Origin of the sequence: Streptomyces durocortorensis (assembly GCF_031760065.1) — a bacterium.
Classification (GTDB): Bacteria; Actinomycetota; Actinomycetes; order Streptomycetales; family Streptomycetaceae; genus Streptomyces.
In genome coordinates this window covers 6092068-6114291 of sequence record NZ_CP134500.1, presented here as the reverse complement: position 1 = coordinate 6114291, position 22224 = coordinate 6092068, and the positions used below count along the sequence as shown (strand labels likewise).

15 protein-coding genes and 1 pseudogene are annotated in these 22224 nt (G+C 72.5%); 15 read left to right on the top strand and 1 reads right to left on the bottom strand.

The window, feature by feature from the left end; translation table 11 throughout:
• The first annotated feature begins 403 nt into the window (after window positions 1–403).
• The 15 genes and pseudogenes from RI138_RS27025 (at window position 404) to RI138_RS26955 (ending at window position 21166) form a co-directional block, all read left to right on the top strand.
• Window positions 404–2551 (top strand): hypothetical protein, encoded by a 2148-nt coding sequence (locus RI138_RS27025; protein WP_311121976.1) that lies wholly within the window; start codon window positions 404–406, stop codon window positions 2549–2551.
• 101 nt (window positions 2552–2652) lie between these two features.
• Window positions 2653–4176, top strand: coding sequence for a GT4 family glycosyltransferase PelF (pelF, locus tag RI138_RS27020; protein ID WP_311121975.1), 1524 nt, complete (start codon window positions 2653–2655; stop codon window positions 4174–4176).
• Window positions 4173–5579, top strand: a complete 1407-nt coding sequence (locus RI138_RS27015; RefSeq protein ID WP_311121974.1) for a hypothetical protein — start codon at window positions 4173–4175, stop codon at window positions 5577–5579. The genes pelF and RI138_RS27015 overlap by 4 nt, the downstream gene beginning before the upstream one ends.
• Window positions 5580–5648: 69 nt before the next feature.
• On the top strand, window positions 5649–6650 hold the full coding sequence (locus RI138_RS27010) for an SDR family NAD(P)-dependent oxidoreductase (RefSeq protein WP_311121973.1): 1002 nt from the start codon (window positions 5649–5651) through the stop codon (window positions 6648–6650).
• A 32-nt stretch (window positions 6651–6682) separates the two neighbouring features.
• On the top strand, window positions 6683–7396 hold the full coding sequence (locus RI138_RS27005; protein WP_096629515.1) for a nucleotidyltransferase family protein: 714 nt from the start codon (window positions 6683–6685) through the stop codon (window positions 7394–7396).
• A 5-nt stretch (window positions 7397–7401) separates the two neighbouring features.
• Window positions 7402–8328: an NAD-dependent epimerase/dehydratase family protein gene (locus tag RI138_RS27000; RefSeq protein WP_311121972.1), complete on the top strand. Its 927-nt coding sequence runs from the start codon at window positions 7402–7404 to the stop codon at window positions 8326–8328.
• On the top strand, window positions 8325–8987 hold the full coding sequence (locus RI138_RS26995) for a spherulation-specific family 4 protein (protein ID WP_311121971.1): 663 nt from the start codon (window positions 8325–8327) through the stop codon (window positions 8985–8987). The genes RI138_RS27000 and RI138_RS26995 overlap by 4 nt, the downstream gene beginning before the upstream one ends.
• On the top strand, window positions 8984–9811 hold the full coding sequence (locus tag RI138_RS26990; protein WP_398863810.1) for an endo alpha-1,4 polygalactosaminidase: 828 nt from the start codon (window positions 8984–8986) through the stop codon (window positions 9809–9811). The genes RI138_RS26995 and RI138_RS26990 overlap by 4 nt, the downstream gene beginning before the upstream one ends.
• A 300-nt stretch (window positions 9812–10111) precedes the next feature.
• Complete coding sequence (locus tag RI138_RS26985) at window positions 10112–11581, top strand: aldehyde dehydrogenase family protein (RefSeq protein WP_311121970.1); 1470 nt, start codon at window positions 10112–10114, stop codon at window positions 11579–11581.
• Window positions 11582–11671: 90 nt separating this feature from the next.
• A pseudogene (locus RI138_RS26980) lies at window positions 11672–11943 on the top strand (amino acid permease); the annotation flags it as partial.
• Between the two features lie 14 nt (window positions 11944–11957).
• Window positions 11958–13532 carry a GMC family oxidoreductase gene (locus RI138_RS26975; protein WP_311121969.1) on the top strand — a complete coding sequence of 525 codons (1575 nt, stop codon included), beginning with the start codon at window positions 11958–11960 and terminating at the stop codon, window positions 13530–13532.
• 124 nt (window positions 13533–13656) lie between these two features.
• Entirely contained in the window at window positions 13657–16173 is a 2517-nt protein-coding gene (locus tag RI138_RS26970) for an ATP-binding SpoIIE family protein phosphatase (RefSeq protein ID WP_311121968.1), read from the top strand.
• A 245-nt stretch (window positions 16174–16418) separates the two neighbouring features.
• Window positions 16419–16958 (top strand): hypothetical protein, encoded by a 540-nt coding sequence (locus RI138_RS26965; protein ID WP_311121967.1) that lies wholly within the window; start codon window positions 16419–16421, stop codon window positions 16956–16958.
• Between the two features lie 73 nt (window positions 16959–17031).
• Complete coding sequence (locus tag RI138_RS26960) at window positions 17032–19278, top strand: hypothetical protein (protein ID WP_311121966.1); 2247 nt, start codon at window positions 17032–17034, stop codon at window positions 19276–19278.
• Between the two features lie 334 nt (window positions 19279–19612).
• Window positions 19613–21166, top strand: coding sequence for an exopolysaccharide biosynthesis polyprenyl glycosylphosphotransferase (locus RI138_RS26955; protein WP_311121965.1), 1554 nt, complete (start codon window positions 19613–19615; stop codon window positions 21164–21166).
• Between the two features lie 58 nt (window positions 21167–21224).
• Here RI138_RS26955 and RI138_RS26950 read toward each other — a convergent pair whose 3' ends face one another.
• Complete coding sequence (locus tag RI138_RS26950) at window positions 21225–22208, bottom strand: GDP-L-fucose synthase family protein (RefSeq protein ID WP_311121964.1); 984 nt, start codon at window positions 22206–22208, stop codon at window positions 21225–21227.
• Between the last annotated feature and the right edge of the window lie 16 nt (window positions 22209–22224).

Here is a 22224-nt window from a genome sequence, read left to right as displayed (position 1 = left end):
ACACCGGCCGCCGTCGGCATGCCACCCCAGGAGTGACTTGATCCAGCTCCACAGCGACCGGAATCTTGGTCTGGTCCACCGATGCTTCTCGCCCTCGATGTCCCGTGGCCCGCAGCCCGCAGCCCGCCTTCCGCAGCAGCACACAGGCCTGCGAGTGACTCCCACGGCCAGGACCGCAGGCGCCGCAGCCACCGAAGACGACCACCTTGTCGGATTGATCGTCACATATGCTTTTCCGTCAAGTTCCCCAGCGGCCACATAAAAACTTCACACAGACCTCACCATGTGACTCGACGGATGCGTCGACGACCGGCGCCTCAGAGAGGCAGCGGCGTGGTCTTGGGGTGGGACAGGCTCTGACAGGAGCCCGACCTCCCCCGCCCTGGGGAGGGATTTCCACCGCATGAAGCGGACCATTCGCACCACCGCGCTCATAGTGGGCACACTGATGGCAGCGATCGGGTTACCGGCTGCCACCGCCCAGGCGGGCGATCCGGCACCGCGCGTCGATCTGCGCGTGCTCGTCGTGAGCGACGGGGGACCGTCCACCGACGCCATCGCCGCCGAACTGGAGAACGCCGGAACGCCGTACACCGAGGTCGAACTGGAGGACGCCGACCGGCCCGTGATCGACGCGGGCTTCCTCGCCGACACCGTCGACGGCCGACCGCGCGCGAAGTACCAGGCCGTCGTCCTGCCCAACGACAACCCGTTCCCGACGGGCTCCGCCGAGATGGCGGCCATCGTGGCCTACGAGCGGGCGTACTCGATTCCACAGGTCGACGCCTACACCTACGCGCGTCCACAGGTGGGGCTCAACGCGGCGGTCGGCACGGGCTACGCCGGCAGCATCGACGGGGTGCGCGCCGAGGTGACGCAGGCCGGCAAGGCCGGGCCCTTCGGCTACCTGGAGGGCACTGTCCCCTTCGAGGACAACTCCCCCACCGTGAGCGAGTCCTACGCCTACCTCTCGACACCGGCAGCGGGCGCCGACTTCACCCCTTACGTCCAGGCCGCCATCCCGGGCAGACCGACGATGGGCTCCCTGGTGGGCGAGTACCGGCACAACGGGCGACGTCAGCTTGTCGTCACCTTCGTCTACAACCGGTACCAGCAGCAGTACCGGCTGCTGGCCAGGGGCATCGTGGAGTGGATGACCGGCGGGGTGCACCTCGGCGCCGACCGCAACTACTTCGCGGTCCACGTCGACGACGTCTTCGCCGCTGACGACCGCTGGGACACCGTGCTCAACTGCACGCCCGGAGACGTGGACTGCCAGCCGGGCGAGGGCACTCCGAACCCGATACGCATGGTCCCGGCCGACGTCGATCACGCCACCGCCTGGCAGAACGTCCGGGACTTCACACTCGACTTCGCCTACAACGCCTCCGGCACCGTCGACCACCGCGAGGACAACGGCGGTCAGGACGCCCTCGCCGACAAGCTCCTGGCCGATCGCGACCGGTTCCGCTGGATCAACCACACCTACACCCACGCCTTCCTGGGCTGTGTGCAGGACACAGGCGTGGTGCCGTGGAAGTGCGCGACGAACGCGGACGGATCCACCCGGTGGGTCGGCCGGAACGCGATCGCCGACGAGATCGCGACCAACGAGGCGTGGGGGGTGGCGGCCGGACTCCCTCTCAGGCGCGAGGAGTTGGTGACCGGCGAGCACTCCGGTCTGAAGGTCACCCCTCAGCAGCCGGAGGACAACCCCAACCTGGGGCTCGCCCTCACCGACACGGGCATCGAGTGGCTGGGCTCGGACAACTCCCGGGACCCCGTGCAGCGCCGGGTCGGCAGCGCCACGACCATCTCCCGCTACCCGATGAACGTCTTCTACAACGCCGGGCGGGAAGCCGAACAGGTCGACGAGTACAACTGGATCTACACCGGCCGCGCCCAGGGCGGCAGCGGAATCTGCGAGGACAACCCCGCCACCTCCACCTGCCTGGCCGCTCCGCTGGACATCGCCACCGGCTACACCGAGCACATCGTCCCGCTGGAGACCCGGATCGCACTGGGGCACGTCCTCTCCAACGACCCCAAGCCCCACTTCATCCACCAGTCGAACCTCGCCGAGGACCGCATCGCCTATCCGGTGCTCGACGGTGTGCTCGGCTCCTACGACGACCTGTTCACCGCCGACACCCCCGTGGTGAATCTCCGCATGAAGGACATCGGCGTCGAGATGCGGCGCCGGGCAGCCTGGCGGGCCGCCATCGACGCGGGCCAGGTCACCGCCTACCGGATCGGCGACAGTGTGACCGTGCATGCGCCCGGGGGTGTGGCGATCGCGGCCACCATGCCCGCCGGTACCCGGCACGGCGGCACCGGCTTCGGGGCTCCCTACGCGGGCAAGGTCTCCGGCTGGGGCTCGGCCGAAGGCCGGCCCTACACCCTGGACCTGCCCATGTCCGCGGGTGCGGCGGCCGCGACGGACACGCCGTACGAAGCACCCGCCGTGACCGGTGCGCCGACGGGCTCCGCACCCCGGACCGAGGTGCCCTCCGGCGTGGTGGAGCGGGTCCCCCACGGCGCGGAACGCTGACAGGCGTACGCCCCCCTGTCCCGGTCGCCGGTGCGGCGGCCGGGGCGGGCCCGCCCCCCCCCTGGCCCGACAACCTCACTTCCCGGCCGTGGAGCAGATCGATGTACTTTCCCCACGGCGCGCGACACTCCGGCGCGTCGCGCGTCACCCTGCTCACCGAAGGCACCTACCCGCACGGTCATGGTGGCGTGAGCGTCTGGTGCGACCAACTCGTCACCGGCATGCCGGACATCGCGTTCGACGTGATCGCCGTCACCGGAACCGGTCGCGAGCCGGTCGTCTGGGACGTTCCCGACCACGTCGGCCGCATCGTCTCCGTCCCCATGTGGGGCCCCGCCCCCGAGGGACGGGCGCCGCGCGGGCACCACCGCCGGCGGCTCGCCGAGTCCTACGAGCGGTTCGTGACCGCGCTGCTCGACCCGCGCGCGGAGGACGGCTTCGGCCCGGCTCTGTACGCGCTGGCGCGGGCCGCCGAGGACGGCAGACTCGGTCCGTTCCTGCGCGGGGACCAGGCCATCGGCATCCTGACGGCCCTCTGGAACCGGTCCGGGCTCGCGGTGCGCGAGGCCCGGCCGACCCTGCAGGACGCGGTGACCGCGACCGCGCTGCTGGAGCACGCCCTGCGGCCGCTGGCCGCGCCGTACCCGGAGGCGGGAGTGGCGCACGCGGTCAGCGGAGGCGTGGCGGTCCTGCCGGGCCTCGCCGCGCTGGAACGGCACGGTGTGCCGCTGCTGCTCACCGAGCACGGCGTGTATCTGCGCGAGCGCTACCTCGGATACCGCACCGCTCCCTACCGGTGGCCGGTGAAGGCGCTCGTACTGGGCTTCTTCCGGCTGCTGGCGGAGGAGACGTACCGGCGGGCCGCCCTGATCACCCCGGGCAACCGCTACAACCGGCTCTGGGAGGAGCACGGAGGTGCCGCGCCCGATTCGATCCGGACGGTCTACAACGGCGTGGACCCCGCCGCGTTTCCGCCCGCCGGCCCGGAACCTGCCGACCCCGTGCTCAGCTGGGCCGGCCGTGTCGACCCGATCAAGGACCTGGAGACCCTGATCCGCGCGTTCGCCCTCGTACGGGCGCGGATGCCGACCGCGCGGCTGCGCCTGTTCGGCGGCACGCCGCGCGGCGGGGAGGCCTACCGGGACCGGTGCGAGGCACTGGCCGCGGAGCTGGGCCATGCCGCCGCGGTCACCTTCGAGGGCCGGGTCGAGGACATCAGGGACGCCTACGCGGCGGGGAACGTCGTGATGCTCTCCAGTATCAGCGAGGGCTTCCCCTTCACTCTGATCGAAGCCATGTCGTGCGGGCGGGCGACCGTCTCCACGGACGTGGGCGGCGTCCGGGAGGCAGTAGGAGACACCGGTCTCGTCGTGCCGCCCCGCGATCCGGCCGCGATGGCCGCCGCGGCACTGGAGTTGCTGGCCGACGCCGAGCGGCGCCGGAGGATGGGCGAGGGGGCCCGGCTCAGGGTGATCGAGCAGTTCACCCTCCGGCAGACCATCGACACCTTCCGTTCCATCTACCAGGAGCTGTCCGGGTCCGGCGGCCGCAGAGCGCCCTCGGCCGTCGAGGAACACGTGCCGACGACGGTGGGCAGGTCACCGGTGAGGAGCGCGGCCGGATGAGTGGACCCATGTCGCTGGAACCGGGCGGCGCGGAGCAGGACACGCTGGCACTGCGCCTCGCCGACGACCGCACCCTCGCCCTGCGCCTCGCCGGCCCCTGCCCGCCTGGCCCGGTCCTTCCCGGCCACGGGGCACGAGCCGACGCGGTGGACGGACTGGCCGCCGCACTGGCCGAACGTATCGCGCCCGCGGTCCACCCCTATGAGGTCGCCGCGCTACTGGAATCCGAGGGCCTCACCGGTGACGTGATCCGGGAGAAGTACGGGCACACCGACCTGTTCTCGCTGGCGACGGCGTTGTACCGGCGCGTACCGCGGACGTTCCCCGAGCCGCCCCGCCCCACCGACCCTTGGCGACCTGACCATCTGCGCTGCGCCTTGCGAGGGCTGCTGTTCGCGCTCCCCGGCCTCGCGTACGCACTCGCCGGGCGGCTGTTGCCTCCTGACGGCGCGGTGCGGGCACTGGTGGTGGCCGGGCTCATCTCCTGGGCCTGGAACCAGGCACTGGGCCACCGGGCCTACCTGCGCCTGGCGGCCGGGCGGCCGGAGGCGGGCCGCACCCTGGCGAAGGGGGCACCGCTGGGGGCTGCCACGGCCGTCACCGCCGGTGCCGCTCTCTCGGGGTCGGCCGTGACGGCCCTGGCCGTCACGGCCCAGTCGGCATACCTCGCGGCGGCCGGTGTGCTGCTCGTGCTGGGCCGCGAACGGCTACTGCTGGCGGTCCTCGTGCCGGTCACCGCCTGCGGGACGTCGCTGCTGTGGTGGGAACCCGGGAACGTGCTCCGCGCCGGGCTGCCGCTGCTGTCACTCCTCGGTGCTGTCGCCGCGGCCGTCTGGGCGTTGCGCGCCACCCGCGCGGTCCCGACCGCGCCCGGCACCGCGCGTCCGGGGCTGTGGCCGTCCCTGCCGTACGGCCTGTTCGGGCTGGCCGCCGGATCACTCGTGTTCCTGGCGGGCCGGGACCATCCCTGGGCCGTGATCGTGCTGACTCTGAGCATGGGGCCGGCCGAGTGGCTGCTCTACCGCTACCGCGGACTGTCCGTTGCGGCACTGCGGTCCACGAGGACGCTCGGCGGGTTCCGGGCCCGCTCCGCAGCCGTTCTCGCCGGCTGCCTGCTGGTGTACCTCGGCCCTCTCCTACCGGCGGCGCTGCTCGTGGACGCCGAGCCCGCCACCCTGCTGCTGCTCGCCGCAACTCTGTGGATCTCCCTGCTGCTTCAGGCGTTCGGCACCGCCTGGCCGCCGGCCGCCGTGGGTCTGACCGCGGCGGCGTTCTCCGGCACGGGGATGCTGACCGGCGCCCCGCCGGGCACCGCGGCGCTGCCGCTGAGCTGCGCTGCTGCCGTGCTCTGTCTCACAGCCGTGACCCTACGGCGGCTGGGCCGACCCACCGCACACGGCTGACGGGACTCCACCGACCGACTACCAGCCGACCACCGACCACCGACCACCGACCACCGGAAGGAAACCACCTTGAACGCCCCATCGCTCGCCGCCGTCACCGGAGCCGAGGGCTTCATCGGTTCCCACCTCACCGAGGCGCTCGTCGCCGCCGGGCACCGGGTGAGGGCCATGGCGCAGTACAACTCCTTCTCCTCGTACGGCTGGCTCGAAACCCTCCCCCCCGCCGTCCTGGACCAGGTCGAGATCGTCCTCGGTGACGTCCGGGACCCGGGTTCGGTCCGCCATCTCGTCGAAGGGGCCGACAGCGTCTACCACCTGGCCGCGCTCATCGCCATCCCCTACTCCTACCGGGCACCCCACAGCTACGTGGACACCAACGTCACCGGCACACTGAACGTGCTGGAGGCGGTACGGGCCGCGGGCACACCGCGGCTGGTGCACACCTCTACAAGCGAGACCTACGGCACCGCGCAGACCGTGCCGATCACCGAGGACCACCCCGTCAACACCCAGTCCCCCTATGCGGCTTCGAAGGCGGGCGGGGACCGGCTGGCCGACAGCTATCACGCCAGCTTCGACACCCCGGTGGTGACGCTGCGGCCGTTCAACACCTTCGGGCCGCGGCAGTCCATGCGGGCCGTGATCCCTACCGTCATCGGCCAGGTAGCGGCCGGGGAGCGGACCATCACCCTCGGCGACCTGCGCCCCACCCGGGACTTCACCTTCGTCAAGGACACCGCGCAGGCGTTCCTGGCGGTGGGCTCCGCGCCCGCCGAGCGGGTCGTGGGCCGCACTTTCAACGCCGGTACGGGCGGCGAGATCTCCGTCGGCGACCTGGTCGCCCTCATCGGCAAGGTGATGGACACCGCGCTCGACGTCCGCGAGGACACGCAGCGGCTGCGGCCCGCGAACTCCGAGGTCATGCGACTGGTCGCGGATGCCGGGCGACTGCGCGCGGCGACCGGCTGGAGCCCGGCGCACAGCCTGGAGGAGGGCCTCGCGCAGACGGTGGAGTTCTTCCGCGAGCCGGGCAACCTCGCCCGCTACAAGACCGGCATCTACAACATCTGACCGCACCCGGCACTTCGAGCAAAGGGAAGACCATGTACGCAGTGATCATGGCCGGTGGCAAGGGTGTCCGGCTGCGGCCCTACACCACGACCCTGCCCAAGCCGCTGGTGCCCATCGGAGACCAGCACGCCATCCTCGAAATCGTCCTGCGCCAGCTCGCCTCGGCCGGCTTCACCGGCTGCACCATCGCCATCGGCCATCTCGGCGAGATCATCCGGGCCTACGTCGGCGACGGCTCCCAGTGGGGCCTGCGAGTCGACTACTCCACCGAGGAATCCCCGCTGGGGACCATGGGGCCGCTCCTGACGATGCGTGAACGGCTTCCGGAGCACTTCCTGGTGATGAACGGGGACATCCTCACCGACCTCGACTACGCCGACGTCCTCCACAGCCACCAGAGCTCCGGAGCGCCTCTGACCATTGCCACGTACGCGCGCCAGGTGCGCATCGACTTCGGTGTGCTGACCACCGACGCGAGCAAGGTCGTCGGCTTCACGGAGAAGCCGAGCCTGGACTACCGCGTTTCCATGGGGGTGTACGGGTTGACCCGGGCCACGCTCGACGGGTACACCGCCGGGCTGCCGCTGGGCTTCGACGAGTTGGTGCTGGACCTGCTGGGTTCCGGCAACCCGCCGCTCGCCTACGACTTCGACGGCTACTGGCTGGACATCGGCCGTCCCGACGACTACGACCGGGCCAACGCTGAGTTCACCAGCCGCAAGTCCCTGCTGCTCAAGGGGGCCTGAGCAGTATGCGCGTTCTCGTCCTCGGCTCCACCGGTTACCTGGGGGCCCACGTCGCCGAGCGGCTCGGTGCTCTCAAGGGCGCGCGGGTCCTCGCCGGCGGGCGGTCCCCCGCCGCCGACGTTCCCATCGACCTCGCCACCGACTCCCCCGACCGGCTCGCGAAGACCCTGGCGTCGGCGGCGCCGGACGCCGTGGTCAACTGCGCCGGGGCGACCGGCGGGAACCCGGTGACGCTGGCGGAGGCCAATGCCCGGGGGCCCGCCGTCCTGTGCGAGGCAATGGTTCTGGCCTGCCCCTCGGCCCGGCTGGTCCACCTCGGTTCGGCCGCCGAGTACGGCCCGGGCACCGGCAGGGTCCCGACGGCGGAGTCTGCGGCCACCCGCCCGCTCAGCGCCTACGGGGCCACGAAACTGGCCGGCACGGCCACCGTCTCGACCTCTGCTCTGGACGCACTCGTCCTCCGGGTCGGTAACCCGGTGGGGCCCGGGGCGCCACCCGGCGGACTGCCCGGCCGGGTCACCCGGCTCCTGCGCGAGGCGGGTTCGGACACGGACGCGGTGCTCCGCCTCGGGGACCTGTCGGCGTACCGCGACTTCGTCGACGCACGAGACGTGGCGCGGGCGGTGGAGCAGGCGGTGACCGCGCCTGGGCCCTTGCCGCGCGTGCTCAACATCGGCGGCGGCGACGCCGTACCGGTGCGCGACCTGGTGCGTACCCTCGCGGAGATCGCGGGCTTCGGCGGACGCATCGAGGAACAGGGCGCCGGCTCCGCCCGTTCGGATCAGGTGTCCTGGCAGTGTTCCGACATCTCTGCCGCCGGGACAGTCCTTGGCTGGCGTCCCTCGTATGTGCTCCGGGAGTCCCTGACCGCAATGTGGTCCGCCGGTGCCCACCCCCCGGCCCCGCACGAGGAAGGCGAACCGTCATCGTGAGCCTTCTGATCCCGCTGTACGTCCACCCGGCTGTGGACCCAGCCGCCTGGCACCGGCTCATCGAAGCGGCAGACCGTACCTACGCGGTCGTGCTCAATCCCGCGGACGGGCCGGGCGGCGCGGCCGATCCCGCCTTCGTCTCCGCGGCGGGCGCGCTGCGCGGAGCGGGCGCCCGCGTGCTCGGCTATGTGGACACCGACTACGGCACCCGGCCTGCCGTCGATGTCACCGCCGATGCCGCCCGGCACCGGGAGTGGTACGCCACCGACGGCTGTTTCCTGGACCGGGTGAGCGCCGCCGGGGACGCGCTGTCCGCCTACCGGAAGCTGGTACGCGCGCTGCGTCGGCAGGGCGCGTCGCCCGTGGTCCTCAACCCGGGCGTGCACCCTGCTCCCGGCTACGCCAGGATCGCCGATCTCCTCGTCACGTTCGAGGGTCCCTGGTCCACCTATGTGTCGGCGTTCAGCAGACCCGACTGGACGACGCGCTGTCCGCCCGACCGCTTCTGTCACCTGGTGTACGGCGTGCCCGAGGCGCTGGCCCCGCTGGCCGTGCGCACCGCCCACGAGCGTGGCGCCGCGGTGTCGGGCCCGGTGACCGGGAAGCCGCCCAACCCGTGGGCCCGGCTGACACCGGTACTGTCCGGAGCGGGGCGGTGAAACCCGGAGCCCGGCCGTGGGCCACCCTGCTGGCTGTGCTGACGGTCGCGGTGACCACCCTGCTGTCCGGTTGTTCCGGTACGGGCGGCAGCCGGGACACTGCGTCGGGCGGGCCGGGCAAGAGCCGGTGGCAGCCTCGTCCGGGGCTGGCCTGGCAGTGGCAGCTCGACGGCAAGGTCGACGCCTCGGCTGCCGACGTGCCGGTCTATGACATCGACGGCTTCGAGAACGACGCCGAGGACGTCGCCCGGCTCCACCGCGCCGGCCGCAAGGTGATCTGCTACATCAACGTGGGCGCCTGGGAGGACTACCGGCCCGACAAGGACGCGTTCCCCCGCTCGGTGCTGGGCGGGCCGAACGGCTGGCACGGTGAGCGCTGGCTCGACATCCGGCGGATCTCCCTGCTTCGGCCGATCATGGAGCGGCGGTTCGACATGTGCCGGAAGAAGGGATTCGACGCGGTGGAGCCCGACCTCGTGGAGGGGTACGCCGAGGACACGGGCTTCCCGCTCACCGCGCAGGACCAGCTGCGCTACAACCGCATGATCGCTCGCATCGCCCACGAACGCGGCCTGGCTGTGGGCCTGAAGAATGACCTCTCCCAGATCCCGCAGCTGGTGGACGCCTTCGACTTCGCGGTCAACGAACAGTGCGCGCAGTACGGCGAGTGCGCGAGGCTCACACCGTTCATCGAGGCGGGCAAGGCTGTCTTCCATGTCGAGTACACCGAGCCGACCGACCGCTTCTGCCCCGAGTCCCGCAGGCTGGGCCTCTCCTCCATGCGGAAGAAGTGGGAACTGGGAACCTGGCGCAGGGCCTGCTGAGCAGCGAGGCCGGGTCCGGAGGGGTGGGGGCCACAACGCCCCGGACCGCCGACGCCACCTCCGTAGTCCGACCGGTGTCCCCGCCTCGTACGTCACGGTCGGCTCGATCGTGACGTACGCGAAGGAGCCCTGAGTCCCGCCCGGGGGGGGGGCTGGGTGCCGGGGCGGGTTCCTCGGTTCGGCCGCGCTCGTGCTGCGCGCCCGGGCCGCCGCGCTTACCGTCGGTCATGGATCGCCACCGGGATGCCGCAGGGACGGCGTACGGCCGGGCGACCGGTCCAGCCGCACTTGGAGGAGCCCATGCCGGAGCTGTTCATCGAAGGGCAGTGGACCGCTGCCCTCGACGGGCGGACGCGGGAGATCCGCTGTCCCGCCGACGGGAGTCTGGTGGCCGTCGTGGACGAGGGCGGGGCGCGGGACGCCGACGCGGCCGTTCGCGCGGCCCGGCGGGCGTTCGACGACGGGCCCTGGCCGGGGACGCCGGCCGGCGAGCGGGGGCGGCTGCTGCTGCGGGTCGCGGAGCTGCTGGAGCGGGACAAGGACGTCTTCGCGCGGGCCGAGTCGCTGGACACCGGGAAGCGGCTGGCCGAAAGCGCGTACGACATGGACGACATCGCGAACTGCTTCCGGTACTTCGGCAACCTCGTCGCGGCCGGGGACGGGGGCCGGGTCGTGGAGACCGGGGTCGCGGACGTCGACAGCCGGATCGTGCACGAACCCGTCGGGGTGTGCGCGCTCATCACCCCGTGGAACTATCCGCTGCTCCAGACCGCCTGGAAGGTCGCTCCGGCGCTCGGGGCCGGTAACACGTTCGTGCTGAAACCGAGCGAGCTGACCCCGCACACCGCCGTTCTGCTCATGGGGCTGCTGGCCGAGGCCGGGCTGCCGGACGGGGTCGCGAATCTGTTGCTCGGGGCGGGGGGCGTGGTGGGCGCGCCGCTCACCGAGGACCCCCGGGTGGACATGGTGTCGTTCACCGGGGGGCTCGCGACCGGGCGGAGCATCATGGCGGCCGCCGCGCCCACCGTGAAGAAGGTGGCCCTGGAGCTGGGCGGCAAGAACCCCAACATCGTCTTCGCCGACGCCGACTTCGACACCGCCGTCGACTACGCGCTGATGGCGGTGTTCCTGCACTCCGGCCAGGTCTGTTCCGCCGGGGCCCGGCTCCTGGTGCAGGACGAGCTGCACGACCGGTTCGTGGACGAGCTGGTGGCGCGGGCCGGGCGGATCAGGCTCGGCGGGCCCTTCGACGAAGAGGCCCGCAGCGGTCCGCTGATCTCCGCCGAGCACCGCGACAAGGTCGAGGCGTATGTGGCGGAAGGTGTGGCCGAGGGCGCGGTGCTGCGCTGCGGGGGTGCGCGGCCCGACGATCCGGCGTTGGCGAACGGCTTCTACTACCCGCCGACCGTGCTGGACGAGTGCACGGCCGGGATGTCCGTGGTGCGGGACGAGTCGTTCGGGCCGGTGCTCACCGTGGAGCGGTTCCGGGACGAGGACGAGGCTCTGCGGCTGGCCAACGACACCGTGTACGGGCTGGCGGGGGCTGTTTGGACGCGGGACGGCGAGCGCGCCCACCGGGTGGCGTCCCGGCTGCGGGCGGGCACCGTGTGGATCAACGACTTCCACCCCTACGTACCGCAGGCGGAGTGGGGCGGCATGAAGCAGTCCGGTTTCGGCCGGGAACTGGGGCCCGCCGGGCTCGCCGAGTACCAGGAGGCCAAGCACATCTGGCGCAATGTCGCGGCGGTTCCCCAGCGATGGTTCGAGTGAACGGCACCGAGGTCACCGGGCTGCGTCCTGGCTGTGCGGGCCGCCGGAATCCGGCCGGTGTCCGCCATGGCGCGGGACGGCGGTCCGCCCGCGTTCCCGCCGGGGCGGTGGGGGCCGCCGGTGGACCGGCTCGCGGTGCTGTGGGGCACGGCGATGTCCCTCAACCGGGCCTGGCCGCGCGCCGAGGTCCGAAGCGCGCCGGGTCCGCGGTACGGATAGCCGCGGTGCGGTGTTTCTGTTCAACGGGGTCGTCGCGTTCGGCGGCTTCGCCCACCGCTGGTCCGCCCAGCGGCACCGCACGGGTGCTCGCCGAGCACCGCTTCGAGGCGGAGCCGCCCGCCGCTCCCCCGCCGACCCTCTGAATCCTGGAGACGCGATGCCCGAAGAGAAGTCTGTGCCCACGTACGACTACGTCGTGGTCGGCGGCGGTACGGCCGGAGCCGTCGTCGCGGCCCGGCTCACCGAGGACCCCGCCGTCACCGTCTGCGTCCTGGAGGCGGGGCCATCCGACGTCGGGGACGACAGCGTCCTGCGGCTGGAGCGGTGGATGGCGCTGCTGGAGTCGGGTTACGACTGGGACTACCCGGTCGAGCCGCAGGAGAACGGCAACAGCTTCATGCGGCACGCCCGTGCCAAGGTGCTCGGCGGCTGTTCCTCGCACAACTCGTGCATCGCCTTCTGGGCCCCGGCCGAGGACCTCGACGAGTGGGGCGCGCTGGGCTGTACGGGGTGGAGCGCGGCGGACTGCTTCCCCCTCTACCAACGGCTGGAGACGAACGACGCGCCCGGCGACCACCACGGGCGCTCCGGCCCCGTCACCATCCGCACCGTGCCGCCCCGCGACCCGTGCGGGGCGGCCCTGCTGGAGGCCTGTGCGGCGGCGGGCATCCCCACCGTCCCCTTCAACACGGGCAGCACGGTGATCCGGGGTGCGCACTGGTTCCAGATCAACGCCCGGGAGGACGGCACCCGCTCCTCCGCCTCGGTCTCGTATCTGCATCCGGTGCTGGGGAAGCGGCCCAACCTGGACGTACGCACGGGGCTCCAGGCGAAGCGGCTGCTGTTCGAGGGCGACCGGTGCGCCGGCGTGGAGTACCTGGAGCCCGACACCGTGCACAGCGGGGCGGTGCACGCCCGGCGCGAGGTGGTCGTCGCCTGCGGCGCGATCGACTCCCCGAAGCTGCTGATGCTGTCCGGCATCGGCCCGGCCGGGCATCTGCGGGACACCGGGGTGGACGTGCGGGTGGACTCCCCCGGTGTCGGCTCACACCTCCAGGACCACCCGGAGGGCGTGATCATGTGGGAGGCGAAGCGCCCCATGGCCACCACCTCGACCCAGTGGTGGGAGATCGGCATCTTCGCGGATACCGAGGAGGGGCTGGACCGGCCGGACCTGATGTTCCACTACGGCTCGGTGCCCTTCGACATGAACACCTACCGGCGCGGCTACCCGACCTCGGACAACGCGTTCTGTCTGACCCCCAACGTCACCCGCGCCCGGTCCAGGGGCACGGTCCGGCTGCGGAGCCGGGACTTCCGCGACAAGCCCCGGGTCGATCCCCGCTACTTCACCGACGAGCACGACGTACGGGTCATGACCTACGGGCTGCGGCTGGCGCGGGAGATCGTCGGGCAGCCGCCGATGGCGGACTGGGCGGGCGCCGAGCTGGCCCCGGGCCCGGGTGCGGCCACGGACGCCGAGCTGCTCGACTACATCCGTGAGACCCACAACACCGTCTACCACCCGGCCGGGACCGTACGGATGGGCCCGGCGGACGACCGGGAGTCACCCCTCGACCCTCGGCTGCGGGTCAAGGGGGTCACGGGGCTGCGGGTGGCCGACGCGTCCGTCATGCCGGTCCTCTCGACGGTCAATCCGTGCATCACCACGATGATGATCGGCGAGAAGTGCGCCGACCTGATCAAGGCCGACGCCGCCGGGAAGGGGTGAGCGGCACACCGGGCACAGATTCGCACACGTACTCGAATCGTAGGGCGTCCTCCCGCCGGGCGCGGTTGTGCCGGTCCCGGGCAGGGCGGATTCTGAAGGTAATGAACCAGGCCGGTGTGGTGCGGTGAGCGCAGCGAACACGGCGGAGAGCGCCGATTTCCGTGGCCCCCTGGACATCACCAGGGCGGCCACGGTGGTTCTGGACGCCGAAGACACCGTCATCGGCTGGAGCCCCGCGGCGGTCGAGCTGCTCGGGCACCGGCCGTCCGACGCCCTGGGGCGGCCGCTCAGCGCCTTCCTGTCGGCGCGGCCGGTCGAGGGGCCCCCGGTGCCCGACGTACCGGGCCCACCGCCCCTCGCGGGGAACGACTTCCATGTGGCGCGCACCCGGGACGGCCGTGAGCTGCTGGTGGCCACCGCGACCTGCCCCCTGCCGGGCGCCCCCGGCGGCCCCGGCACCCCGGACCGGGTCCTGGTGGCCGCGGAGGTCGGGGAGCTGCGGCACTGGGAATCGCGGCTGGCCCTGCTCCAGGGGCTGGCCACGCAGTCGCCCGTGGGCCTGGCCATCTACGACACCGATCTACGGCTGACCTGGAGCAACACCGCGTACGAGCGGGAGATCGGGCAGCCGCTCGACACCTACCGGGGCAAACGGGCCGACGAACTGTACTCCGGGGGCTCCTTCGTGACCCAGGGCTACCCGCAGACCCTCGACGCCGTCATGCACCACGTCCTGGCCACCGGAGAGCCGATCCTCGATCTGCACTTCCGGGGGCAGCCGCCCAGCGACCCGGGCAGGGACCATCTGTGGTCCTGCTCCTACTACCGGCTGGAGGACGCCCACGGGCATGTCTTCGGTGTGTGCGAGGACGCGTTCGACATCTCCGACCGCTACCGGGCGCAGGAGCGGCTGACCCTCCTCGTCGAGGCCGGACGCAGTATCGGCACCGTCCTGGACGTGGTGACCACCGCCGAGGAGGTCGCGGAGGTCGCGGTGCCGGACTTCGCCCGGGCGGTACGGGTCGACGTGACGAGCGCCGCGGTGACCGGCGAGACGGCGGCCGCCGGGAGCACGGCGGACATGACCCTGCTGCGGGTCGCCGAGCGGTCGGCCACGGGCCCGGCGGCCCCGGACCCGGGCCGTTCGGCCACGGCGAACGGGAGCGCGGACGTCACGGACCCCGCCGACCCCCGGCGCCGGTACCCGCCCGTCGCCTATCCGCCCGGATCGCCCCAGAACCGCAGCCTGTCCTCCGGCGGGCTCGTCCTCGACGAGAGCACCCTGGTCGTCCCGCTCCGGGCCGGCGGCGGCATCCTGGGGCTCGTCACCTTCGACCGGACCGTGCACACCGACGCCCCGGGCCGCGCGCCCGCCCCGGTGACCACCTTCGACGGCGGCGAGGTCGCGCTGGCCGACGAGCTGGCGGCCCGGACGGCCGTCTGCATCGACAACGCCCGCCGCTACACCCGCGAGCGCACCGCCTCGCTCGCCCTCCAGCGGCAGCTGCTCCCCCACCATCTGCCGCCGCGGTCCGCTGTGGAGACCGCCTACCGCTATCTGCCCGCCGACGATGTGACCGGGGTCGGCGGGGACTGGTTCGACGTGATCCCGCTGTCCGGGACCCGGGTCGGTCTGGTGGTCGGCGACGTGGTCGGGCACGGCCTCCAGGCCGCCGCCACCATGGGCCGACTGCGCACCTCCGTACGGGCCTTCGCCCAGCTGGACATGGCCCCCGACGAGCTGCTGACCCGGCTGGACGACCTCGTGGGGCAGCCCGCCGAGGAGCAGTACGACGCGTACGGGACGGCCACGGACGCCACCGGCGACGGCGGCGGGGCGGCTTCCCACGCGTACGACGACGTGACGACCGGGGCGACCTGCCTGTACGCGGTCTACGACCCGGTCTCCCGACACTGTGTCATGGCCCGGGCCGGGCACCTGCCTCCGGCGATCGTGGAACCCGGGGGCCGGGTGTCGTTCCCGGACCTGCCCGCCGGTCCGCCGCTGGGCCTGGGCGGCCTGCCGTTCGAGTCGATGGAGATCGACCTGCCGGTGGGCAGCCTCCTGGCGCTGTTCACCGACGGGCTGGTCGAGGCCCGGGACCACGACATCAGCCGGGGCCTCGACGCGCTGGGCCGGGTACTGGCCGACCCCTCGGCCACGCTGGACGAGCTGTGCGACCGGGCGGTCGCCGAGCTGGTGCCCGGCGGCACGAGCGCCGACGACACGGCCCTGCTCCTGGTCCGTACCCGCGAACTCGCCGAGGGGCGGGTGGCCGAGTGGGAGCTGTCGGCGGAGCCGGTGTCGGTGGGCCGGGCCCGCGAACTGGCCACCGGGCAGCTGGAGGCCTGGGGCCTGGCGGAGCTGTCGTTCTCGACCGAACTGGTCGTCAGCGAACTGGTCACCAACGCGGTCCGGTACGCGGGCGGGCCGCTGCGGCTGCGCCTCATCCGTGACAGCACCCTGCTGTGCGAGGTCGCGGACACCGGTCACACCTCGCCGCACCTGCGGCACAGTGCGGAGGACGACGAGGGCGGACGCGGCCTGTTCATCGTCGCGCAGCTCGTCCAGCGATGGGGCACGCGGTACACCCGGACCGGAAAGACCATCTGGACGGAGCAGGCCCTTCCCCTGCGGTGACCTCTCCACTCCGGTGACCTTCCAACCCTGTCGGCCTCCCCGGCTCCCGTGACTTCCCACTCTGCCGACCTCCCAACTCCGGTGACCTTCCAACCCTGTTGACCTCCCAACGCCGGAGACGTCCCGACGTTGTTGACATCCCGACGTTGTTGACATCCCAACAGACATCGACTTAGGTATGCCTTACCTAAGTCGACTGGGTGTCCGTGGTTCTGGTCAACAATGTTGAGAAAGGTGCTCATCGAATGAGTGCTGTCCCCTCCACCCGTACCGTCGCCCGCGCGGGCCTCGCCGCCTTCGCCGCAGCCGCGCTGGCGCTGACCCTCGCCTCCCCGGCCGCCGCCGCGACCGGTACCCGCACGATCACCGACGGGGGCACGACCTACGACCTGTCGCTCACGGCCCCGGACACCGCGGCCGCCTCGGGTGCCAACGTCACCGTCTCCGGCAGCGGTTACAACACCGGCCAGGGCGTCTACGTCAGCCTGTGCGTGGTGGACGGGACACAGGGCTCCAGCAAGCCCTCGCCGTGCCTCGGCGGCCAGGACGAGTCCGGCACCACCGGCGCCTCGCACTGGGTGTCCAACCTGGGCGGCGGCATCCTGCCCAACAGCTCGACCTTCGGCGCGGGCGGCACCTTCAGCGTCCAGATACACGTCAAGGCCGATCTCGGCGGCGGCAACGTCTGCGGCGACACCGTCGAGTGCGCCATCGTGACCCGCGCCGACCACACCGACACCAACGACCGCAAGTACGACGTCCACACCCCGATCGACTTCGTGTAACACCCCCGGCCATACGCCCGGCCCCGGAGGTTCGCTCCGGGGCCGGGCTCCCCGCGTTGTGACGAGGAATCACATGACATCCACTCCGGGCACCGCTCCGGGCACCCCGCCGAACGTCCGCCGCAGACCGGTGCGGCGTCCGGCCGGCACGGCCGCCGTCGCCGCCCTGCTGCTGGCGGCGATCCCCGCGGGCGCGGCGGTAGGCTCCGACGTCGGCACCCCCGGGAGCGCCACCGGCCCGCAGGGGCAGAAGCTCACCGTCTCGGCCACCACCGGTCTCGACCCGGCCGGGCAGAAGGTCCGGGTCACCGGCGAGGGGTACGGCCTCACCGCCGGCATCTACGTCGCCCTGTGCAAGGACAACGGCGACGACCGGGCCCCCTCCCCCTGCCTCGGCGGCGCGGACATGAGCGGCGGCTCCAGGACCTCGCAGTGGATCGTGCCCCCGGGCGATCCCTACGAGGGTGAGCTCGCCCGGGCCTTCGGACCCGGCGGCACCTTCGACGTGGAGATCGAGATCACGGCGACGGGCGACGGCCTCGACTGCGCCGAGGTGCCCTGCTCCGTGGTCACCCGCGCCGACCACCGCGCCAGCGGCGATCGTACGCAGGACGTACGCATACCCGTGACCTTCGCGGGCCAGGAGCCCGGCGAAGGGGGCGAGGGCGTGGACGTGCCGCCGGGCACCGTCTCGTACCGGGCCGCCGCCGACTTCACCTCGGCGGGCAAGCCGCTGGACCTGCTGCTGCACCCCGACTCCAGGAAGCTGTACGTCGGTGCGGACAACCTGCCCGACACGGCGGACGCCGACGAGCGCGGGCTGTACGTGCTGAACCCCGAGGACGGGAAGGCGGAGAGCTGGATCGGCCAGGCCCCCGGCCCGACCGGGGGGCTGCGCGCCTCGGCGGCGGCCCGGATCTCCGGACCCCTGCCGGGCGACGGCGTCGTCTACAACTACCCGCTGCGGGGCGTCGGGAGCGCCAAGGCCGGCGACTCCGCCGCCTCGGGCGTCTGGCTCGCCGGGTCCACGATCACGGACATCGCCCCCGGTACGGCTCCGGGTACGGTGCTGGTCGCCCAGAGGGCGAAGCTCTCCGAGATCGAGACGGCGACCGGCACGGCCGCCCGGAGCCTCACCCTGCCGGGCGGCACCCGGTTCGCCGCCGACACCGACCGGGGTGTGCTGTGGTACAGCGACTTCGCGGCCGGAAAGCTGCACCGGGTCGACCTCGCGTCGTTCGCGGTGACCGGCTCCTTCGATCTGCCCGGCGCGAACGGCTTCGCCGGATTCACCGAGACGGACCCGGCGAGCGGTGCGGTGTGGGTCGGGGTCGGCCGGTCCGTGCTGGTCTTCGACGCCTCGGGCACGCTGGTGAAGACGATCGTCGGCAAGGACCTGGCCCGGGACGCGGCCTTCGACGCGGAGAGCGGGCGGGCCTTCGTCGTCTGGCAGGACGGCGGGGACCTCTCCGACCCGGCCAACGACAACAACGGCACGCTGACCGTGTACGACACCGCGGACCACACCGCCGCCGCCGAGGACGTGTCGCTGCCGGGCAACCACTCCCAGCTCGGCGCGGCCTCGCTCGCCGTCGCACCCGGCGGCGCGACGGTCTTCGTGACCAGTCCCGCCGAGGGGAAGATCACCAAGCTGGTCCGGCAGGTCTCCCCCCTGGTGACCCAGACACCCGCCGACCGGTCGGCGCAGGACGGGGGCGAGGTGTCCCTCACCGCGCGCGCGGAGGGCACGCCGGAGCCCACGGTCCGCTGGCAGGTCAGCACCGACGGCTCGCAGACCTGGCAGGACGTCGAGGGCGCTGCCGAGCCGGTTCTCGCGTTCACCGCCAGGACCGCCCAGGACGGCTACCGCTACCGCGCCGAGTTCCGCAACGACGTGGGCACCACACGTACCGCTCCCGCGACGCTCACCGTCACGCCGGCCACCGGCGGCGGCGACGCCGAAGGCGCGTCCGGGGGCGACAGAGGTACCACCGGCGACGCCTCGAACGGCGCCGACAGTACGAGTGGTGACGGTGCGTCGGGTGGCAGCACGACCGGCGGAGGCAGTGGTACGCCGTCCGGCGGCGGAGATGTCGGCGGGTCCGGAACCGGCTCCGGCTCCGGCTCCGGCTCCGGCTCCGGTGGCACGGTCGGCGGAGGCCTCGGCGGCGACACCGGCACGGCGGCCGCATCCGGCGGCGGCAGCCTGGCCGCCACCGGGCTCACTGTGACGTCGGCAACTCTCGCAGCAGTCGGCCTCGTTGGGGCAGGTCTGTTGGTCCACCGGCGCACAAGGAGGCGCACGACCGGCGCGTTCTGATCTCGCAGCTGTTCCTCCTCCCCGCCCGGTACGCCGCGGCGACACCGAACCCCCTGCCCGGGCACGCCTCCCGCCAGGGGGTTCGCGCGTTCCCGGTCGTACGGCACAAGCGCTTGCCCATCTGTCGCCCCCTCAACATCCGTATGCGTCAAGCGACATCGGATGGTCACGGTGAATCGGAGGCCTGGAAACCGAGCCGTCTGAACTTCACGAGAACTCCAGCGAAATGGCACGTGTGTGGATATCGTGCACCGGGCGAGGCCGCATCCGTCAGTCCATGGGATCGACGGATGCGTCCCGTTTGTGGGGGTGCCCGACTGTGACTGGGGGGTTCATGGGGCATGTCGAAATACCGGAGACCGACATATCCGGGCCGGTGGGGCTCCGGGGCGCGCCGCGTCCCCGCACCGCCGCCTCCCGGAACCGCACGGCGGCCCTGGAACAGCTGTGGAGGGCCCCGACAGCACAGCGCGACCCGGCCGACCGGGCTCCGGCCCGGCGGTGGCCGGGGCGCGGCCCGACGCTCGCCGCGCTGACGGATCTGCTGGGGCTGGCCGGGCCGGCCTGGCTGCTGCTGCTGCGGGCGGGCGACCAGCCCCGTCCGCTGGCGGCCGCCGCCGTGGCCGGGCTGGTGTGGGCGGGACTGCGCGGCGCGCGCGGACGGTACGCCGAACCGCCGCGGACCACTCCGGGAGGTGCCCTGGGCACGATCGGCGACTGGCTGCTGCTCATCGGGGTGCTGGCCGTGCTGCACACGGCGGCGGGCAGCCCGGTGGACCCGGCGACGGCCGTCGTGGCCGTCGCGCCGGGGCTGCTCGTCGCCACCGCGGCGGCGGGACTGCGGCACTGGCCGCGCTCCGCACGGCGCGGCCGAAGGGTCCGCAGGGTGCTGCTGGTCGGCGAGGCGTCGGGCCTGGACCGGGCGGCAGAGCTGCTCAACTCCCGTACGGACCACGACTATCAACTGGTCGCGGCGATTCCGGTGGGCGCGGACGCGCCGCGGCACGACGGTGTGCACGTACCGGGGCATCTCGCGTCCCGCCCGGCCGACGACGACGTGATGACGGTGCTCGGCGGGGCCTACGCGCACGCCGCTGACCTGGTGCTGGTGGCTCCTGGGCCCCAGCTGACCGGTGACCGGCTGCGGCGGCTCGGCTGGGGGCTCCACGACGGGGGCGTCGCCCTGTGCGTGCTCTCCGAGCTCTCCGGGGTCGCGCCGGAGCGGGTGCGTCCCGACACCCTGGCCGGTCTCACCCTGCTGCACGTGGCACCGCCGTTGCGCGGTGGTCCGCAGGTGGTGGCCAAGGCCGTGCTGGACCGCACGGGGGCACTGTTCGGGCTCGCGTTCCTGGCTCCGCTGTTACTGGCCGTGGCTCTGAGCGTACGGCTGTCCTCGCGGGGTCCGGTCTTCCACCGGCAGGTCCGGCAGGGGCAGCACAACCGGCCGTTCACCATGTGGAAGTTCCGGACGATGGTGGCGGACGCGGAGCACCGCAAGGCCCGGCTCGCCGCGGCCAACGAGGTCGACGGCCCGCTCTTCAAGATGCGCAGCGACCCTCGGGTGACCCGGATCGGCCGGGCGCTGCGCCGGACGTCGGTCGATGAACTACCGCAGTTGGTCAATGTGTTGATGGGTCATATGTCACTGGTGGGCCCGCGCCCGCCGCTGCCCGAGGAGGCCTCGCGCTACGACGAGCGGGAGTGCCGCCGGCTGGCCGTGAAACCGGGGCTCACCGGGCTGTGGCAGGTGAGCGGGCGCTCGGACCTGTCCTGGCAGGAGACCGTCTCGCTGGACCTCTGGTACGTGGACAACTGGTCGGTGGCCACGGACATGGGGCTCCTCGCCCGTACGGTGCGCGCCGTCACCGACGGCCGCGGGGCCTACTGAGGACGGTGTGCGGATGCGAGGAGCCCCGGTTCACCGCCGCGCCCGCGGCGGTGAACGGTCAGATAGTGGGCGGGAGTTGCCCGAGCCACCAGGCGTAGGTACGGGCGATGCCGTCACGCAGCGGAATCCGCGGCGTGAAGCCGAGGGAGGTCAGACGGGTCACGTCGAGCAGCTTGCGGGGCGTCCCGTCGGGCTTCGAGATGTCCCAGCCGATCTTCCCCCGGTAGTCCGTCACCTCGGCGACGGTCTCGGCGAGTTCACGGATGGTGAGGTCTTCGCCGCAGCCGATGTTGACGGGTTCGTCGCCGTCGTAGGCCTCCAGGAGGCGTACGCAGGCGGCGGCGAGGTCGTCGACATGGAGGAACTCGCGGCGCGGGGAGCCGGAGCCCCACAGGGTCACCTCGCTCGCCCCGTCCCGCTGCGCCTCGTGGAAGCGGCGGATCAGCGCGGGCAGGACGTGCGAGGTCTCCAGGTCGAAGTTGTCGCCGGGCCCGTAGAGATTGGTGGGCATGGCGCTGATGTAGGAGGCGCCGTACTGCCGCCGATAGGACTGGACCTGGACGATCCCGGCGATCTTGGCGAGGGCGTACGCCTCGTTGGTGGGCTCCAGCTCGCCGGTGAGCAGCGACTCCTCGCGGATCGGCTGGGGGGCGAGCCGGGGATAGATGCACGACGAGCCGAGGAAGAGCAGCCGCTTCGTCCCGGCCGCGTGCGCACCGGCGATCACGCTGAGCTGGATGCGCAGGTTGTCCTCCAGGAACTGCACCGGATAGGTGCTGTTGGCCATGATCCCGCCGACCTTGGCGGCGGCCAGCACCACGGCGTCCGGGCGGACCTCCTTCAGATACGTCTCGGTCCGCGCGGCATCGCGCAGATCGAGGTGGCCCCGGCCACGGGTGAGCACCTCGTGGCCGTCCTCGGCCAGGCGGCGGGCCACCGCCGAGCCGACCAGGCCGCGGTGTCCCGCGACGAATATGCGGGAGCCGGGGCGCAGTAGGGGGCGGGCGGATTCCTGCGGTGGGACGGGGAGTTCGGTCGTCATGGCTCGGATTGTGCCA

Excerpts from the sequence above, each read along its gene's own strand:
- RI138_RS27000 (WP_311121972.1), top strand. The coding sequence starts at position 7,402 with ATGCGCGTTCTCGTCCTCGGCTCCACCGGTTACCTGGGGGCCCACGTC.
- RI138_RS27015 (WP_311121974.1), top strand. The coding sequence starts at position 4,173 with ATGAGTGGACCCATGTCGCTGGAACCGGGCGGCGCGGAGCAGGACACG.
- RI138_RS26975 (WP_311121969.1), top strand. The coding sequence starts at position 11,958 with ATGCCCGAAGAGAAGTCTGTGCCCACGTACGACTACGTCGTGGTCGGC.
- RI138_RS27025 (WP_311121976.1), top strand. The coding sequence starts at position 404 with ATGAAGCGGACCATTCGCACCACCGCGCTCATAGTGGGCACACTGATG.
- pelF (WP_311121975.1), top strand. The coding sequence starts at position 2,653 with ATGTACTTTCCCCACGGCGCGCGACACTCCGGCGCGTCGCGCGTCACC.
- RI138_RS26960 (WP_311121966.1), top strand. The coding sequence starts at position 17,032 with ATGACATCCACTCCGGGCACCGCTCCGGGCACCCCGCCGAACGTCCGC.
- RI138_RS26950 (WP_311121964.1), bottom strand. The coding sequence starts at position 22,208 with ATGACGACCGAACTCCCCGTCCCACCGCAGGAATCCGCCCGCCCCCTA.
- RI138_RS27005 (WP_096629515.1), top strand. The coding sequence starts at position 6,683 with ATGTACGCAGTGATCATGGCCGGTGGCAAGGGTGTCCGGCTGCGGCCC.
- RI138_RS26965 (WP_311121967.1), top strand. The coding sequence starts at position 16,419 with ATGAGTGCTGTCCCCTCCACCCGTACCGTCGCCCGCGCGGGCCTCGCC.
- RI138_RS26955 (WP_311121965.1), top strand. The coding sequence starts at position 19,613 with ATGGGGCATGTCGAAATACCGGAGACCGACATATCCGGGCCGGTGGGG.
- RI138_RS26985 (WP_311121970.1), top strand. The coding sequence starts at position 10,112 with ATGCCGGAGCTGTTCATCGAAGGGCAGTGGACCGCTGCCCTCGACGGG.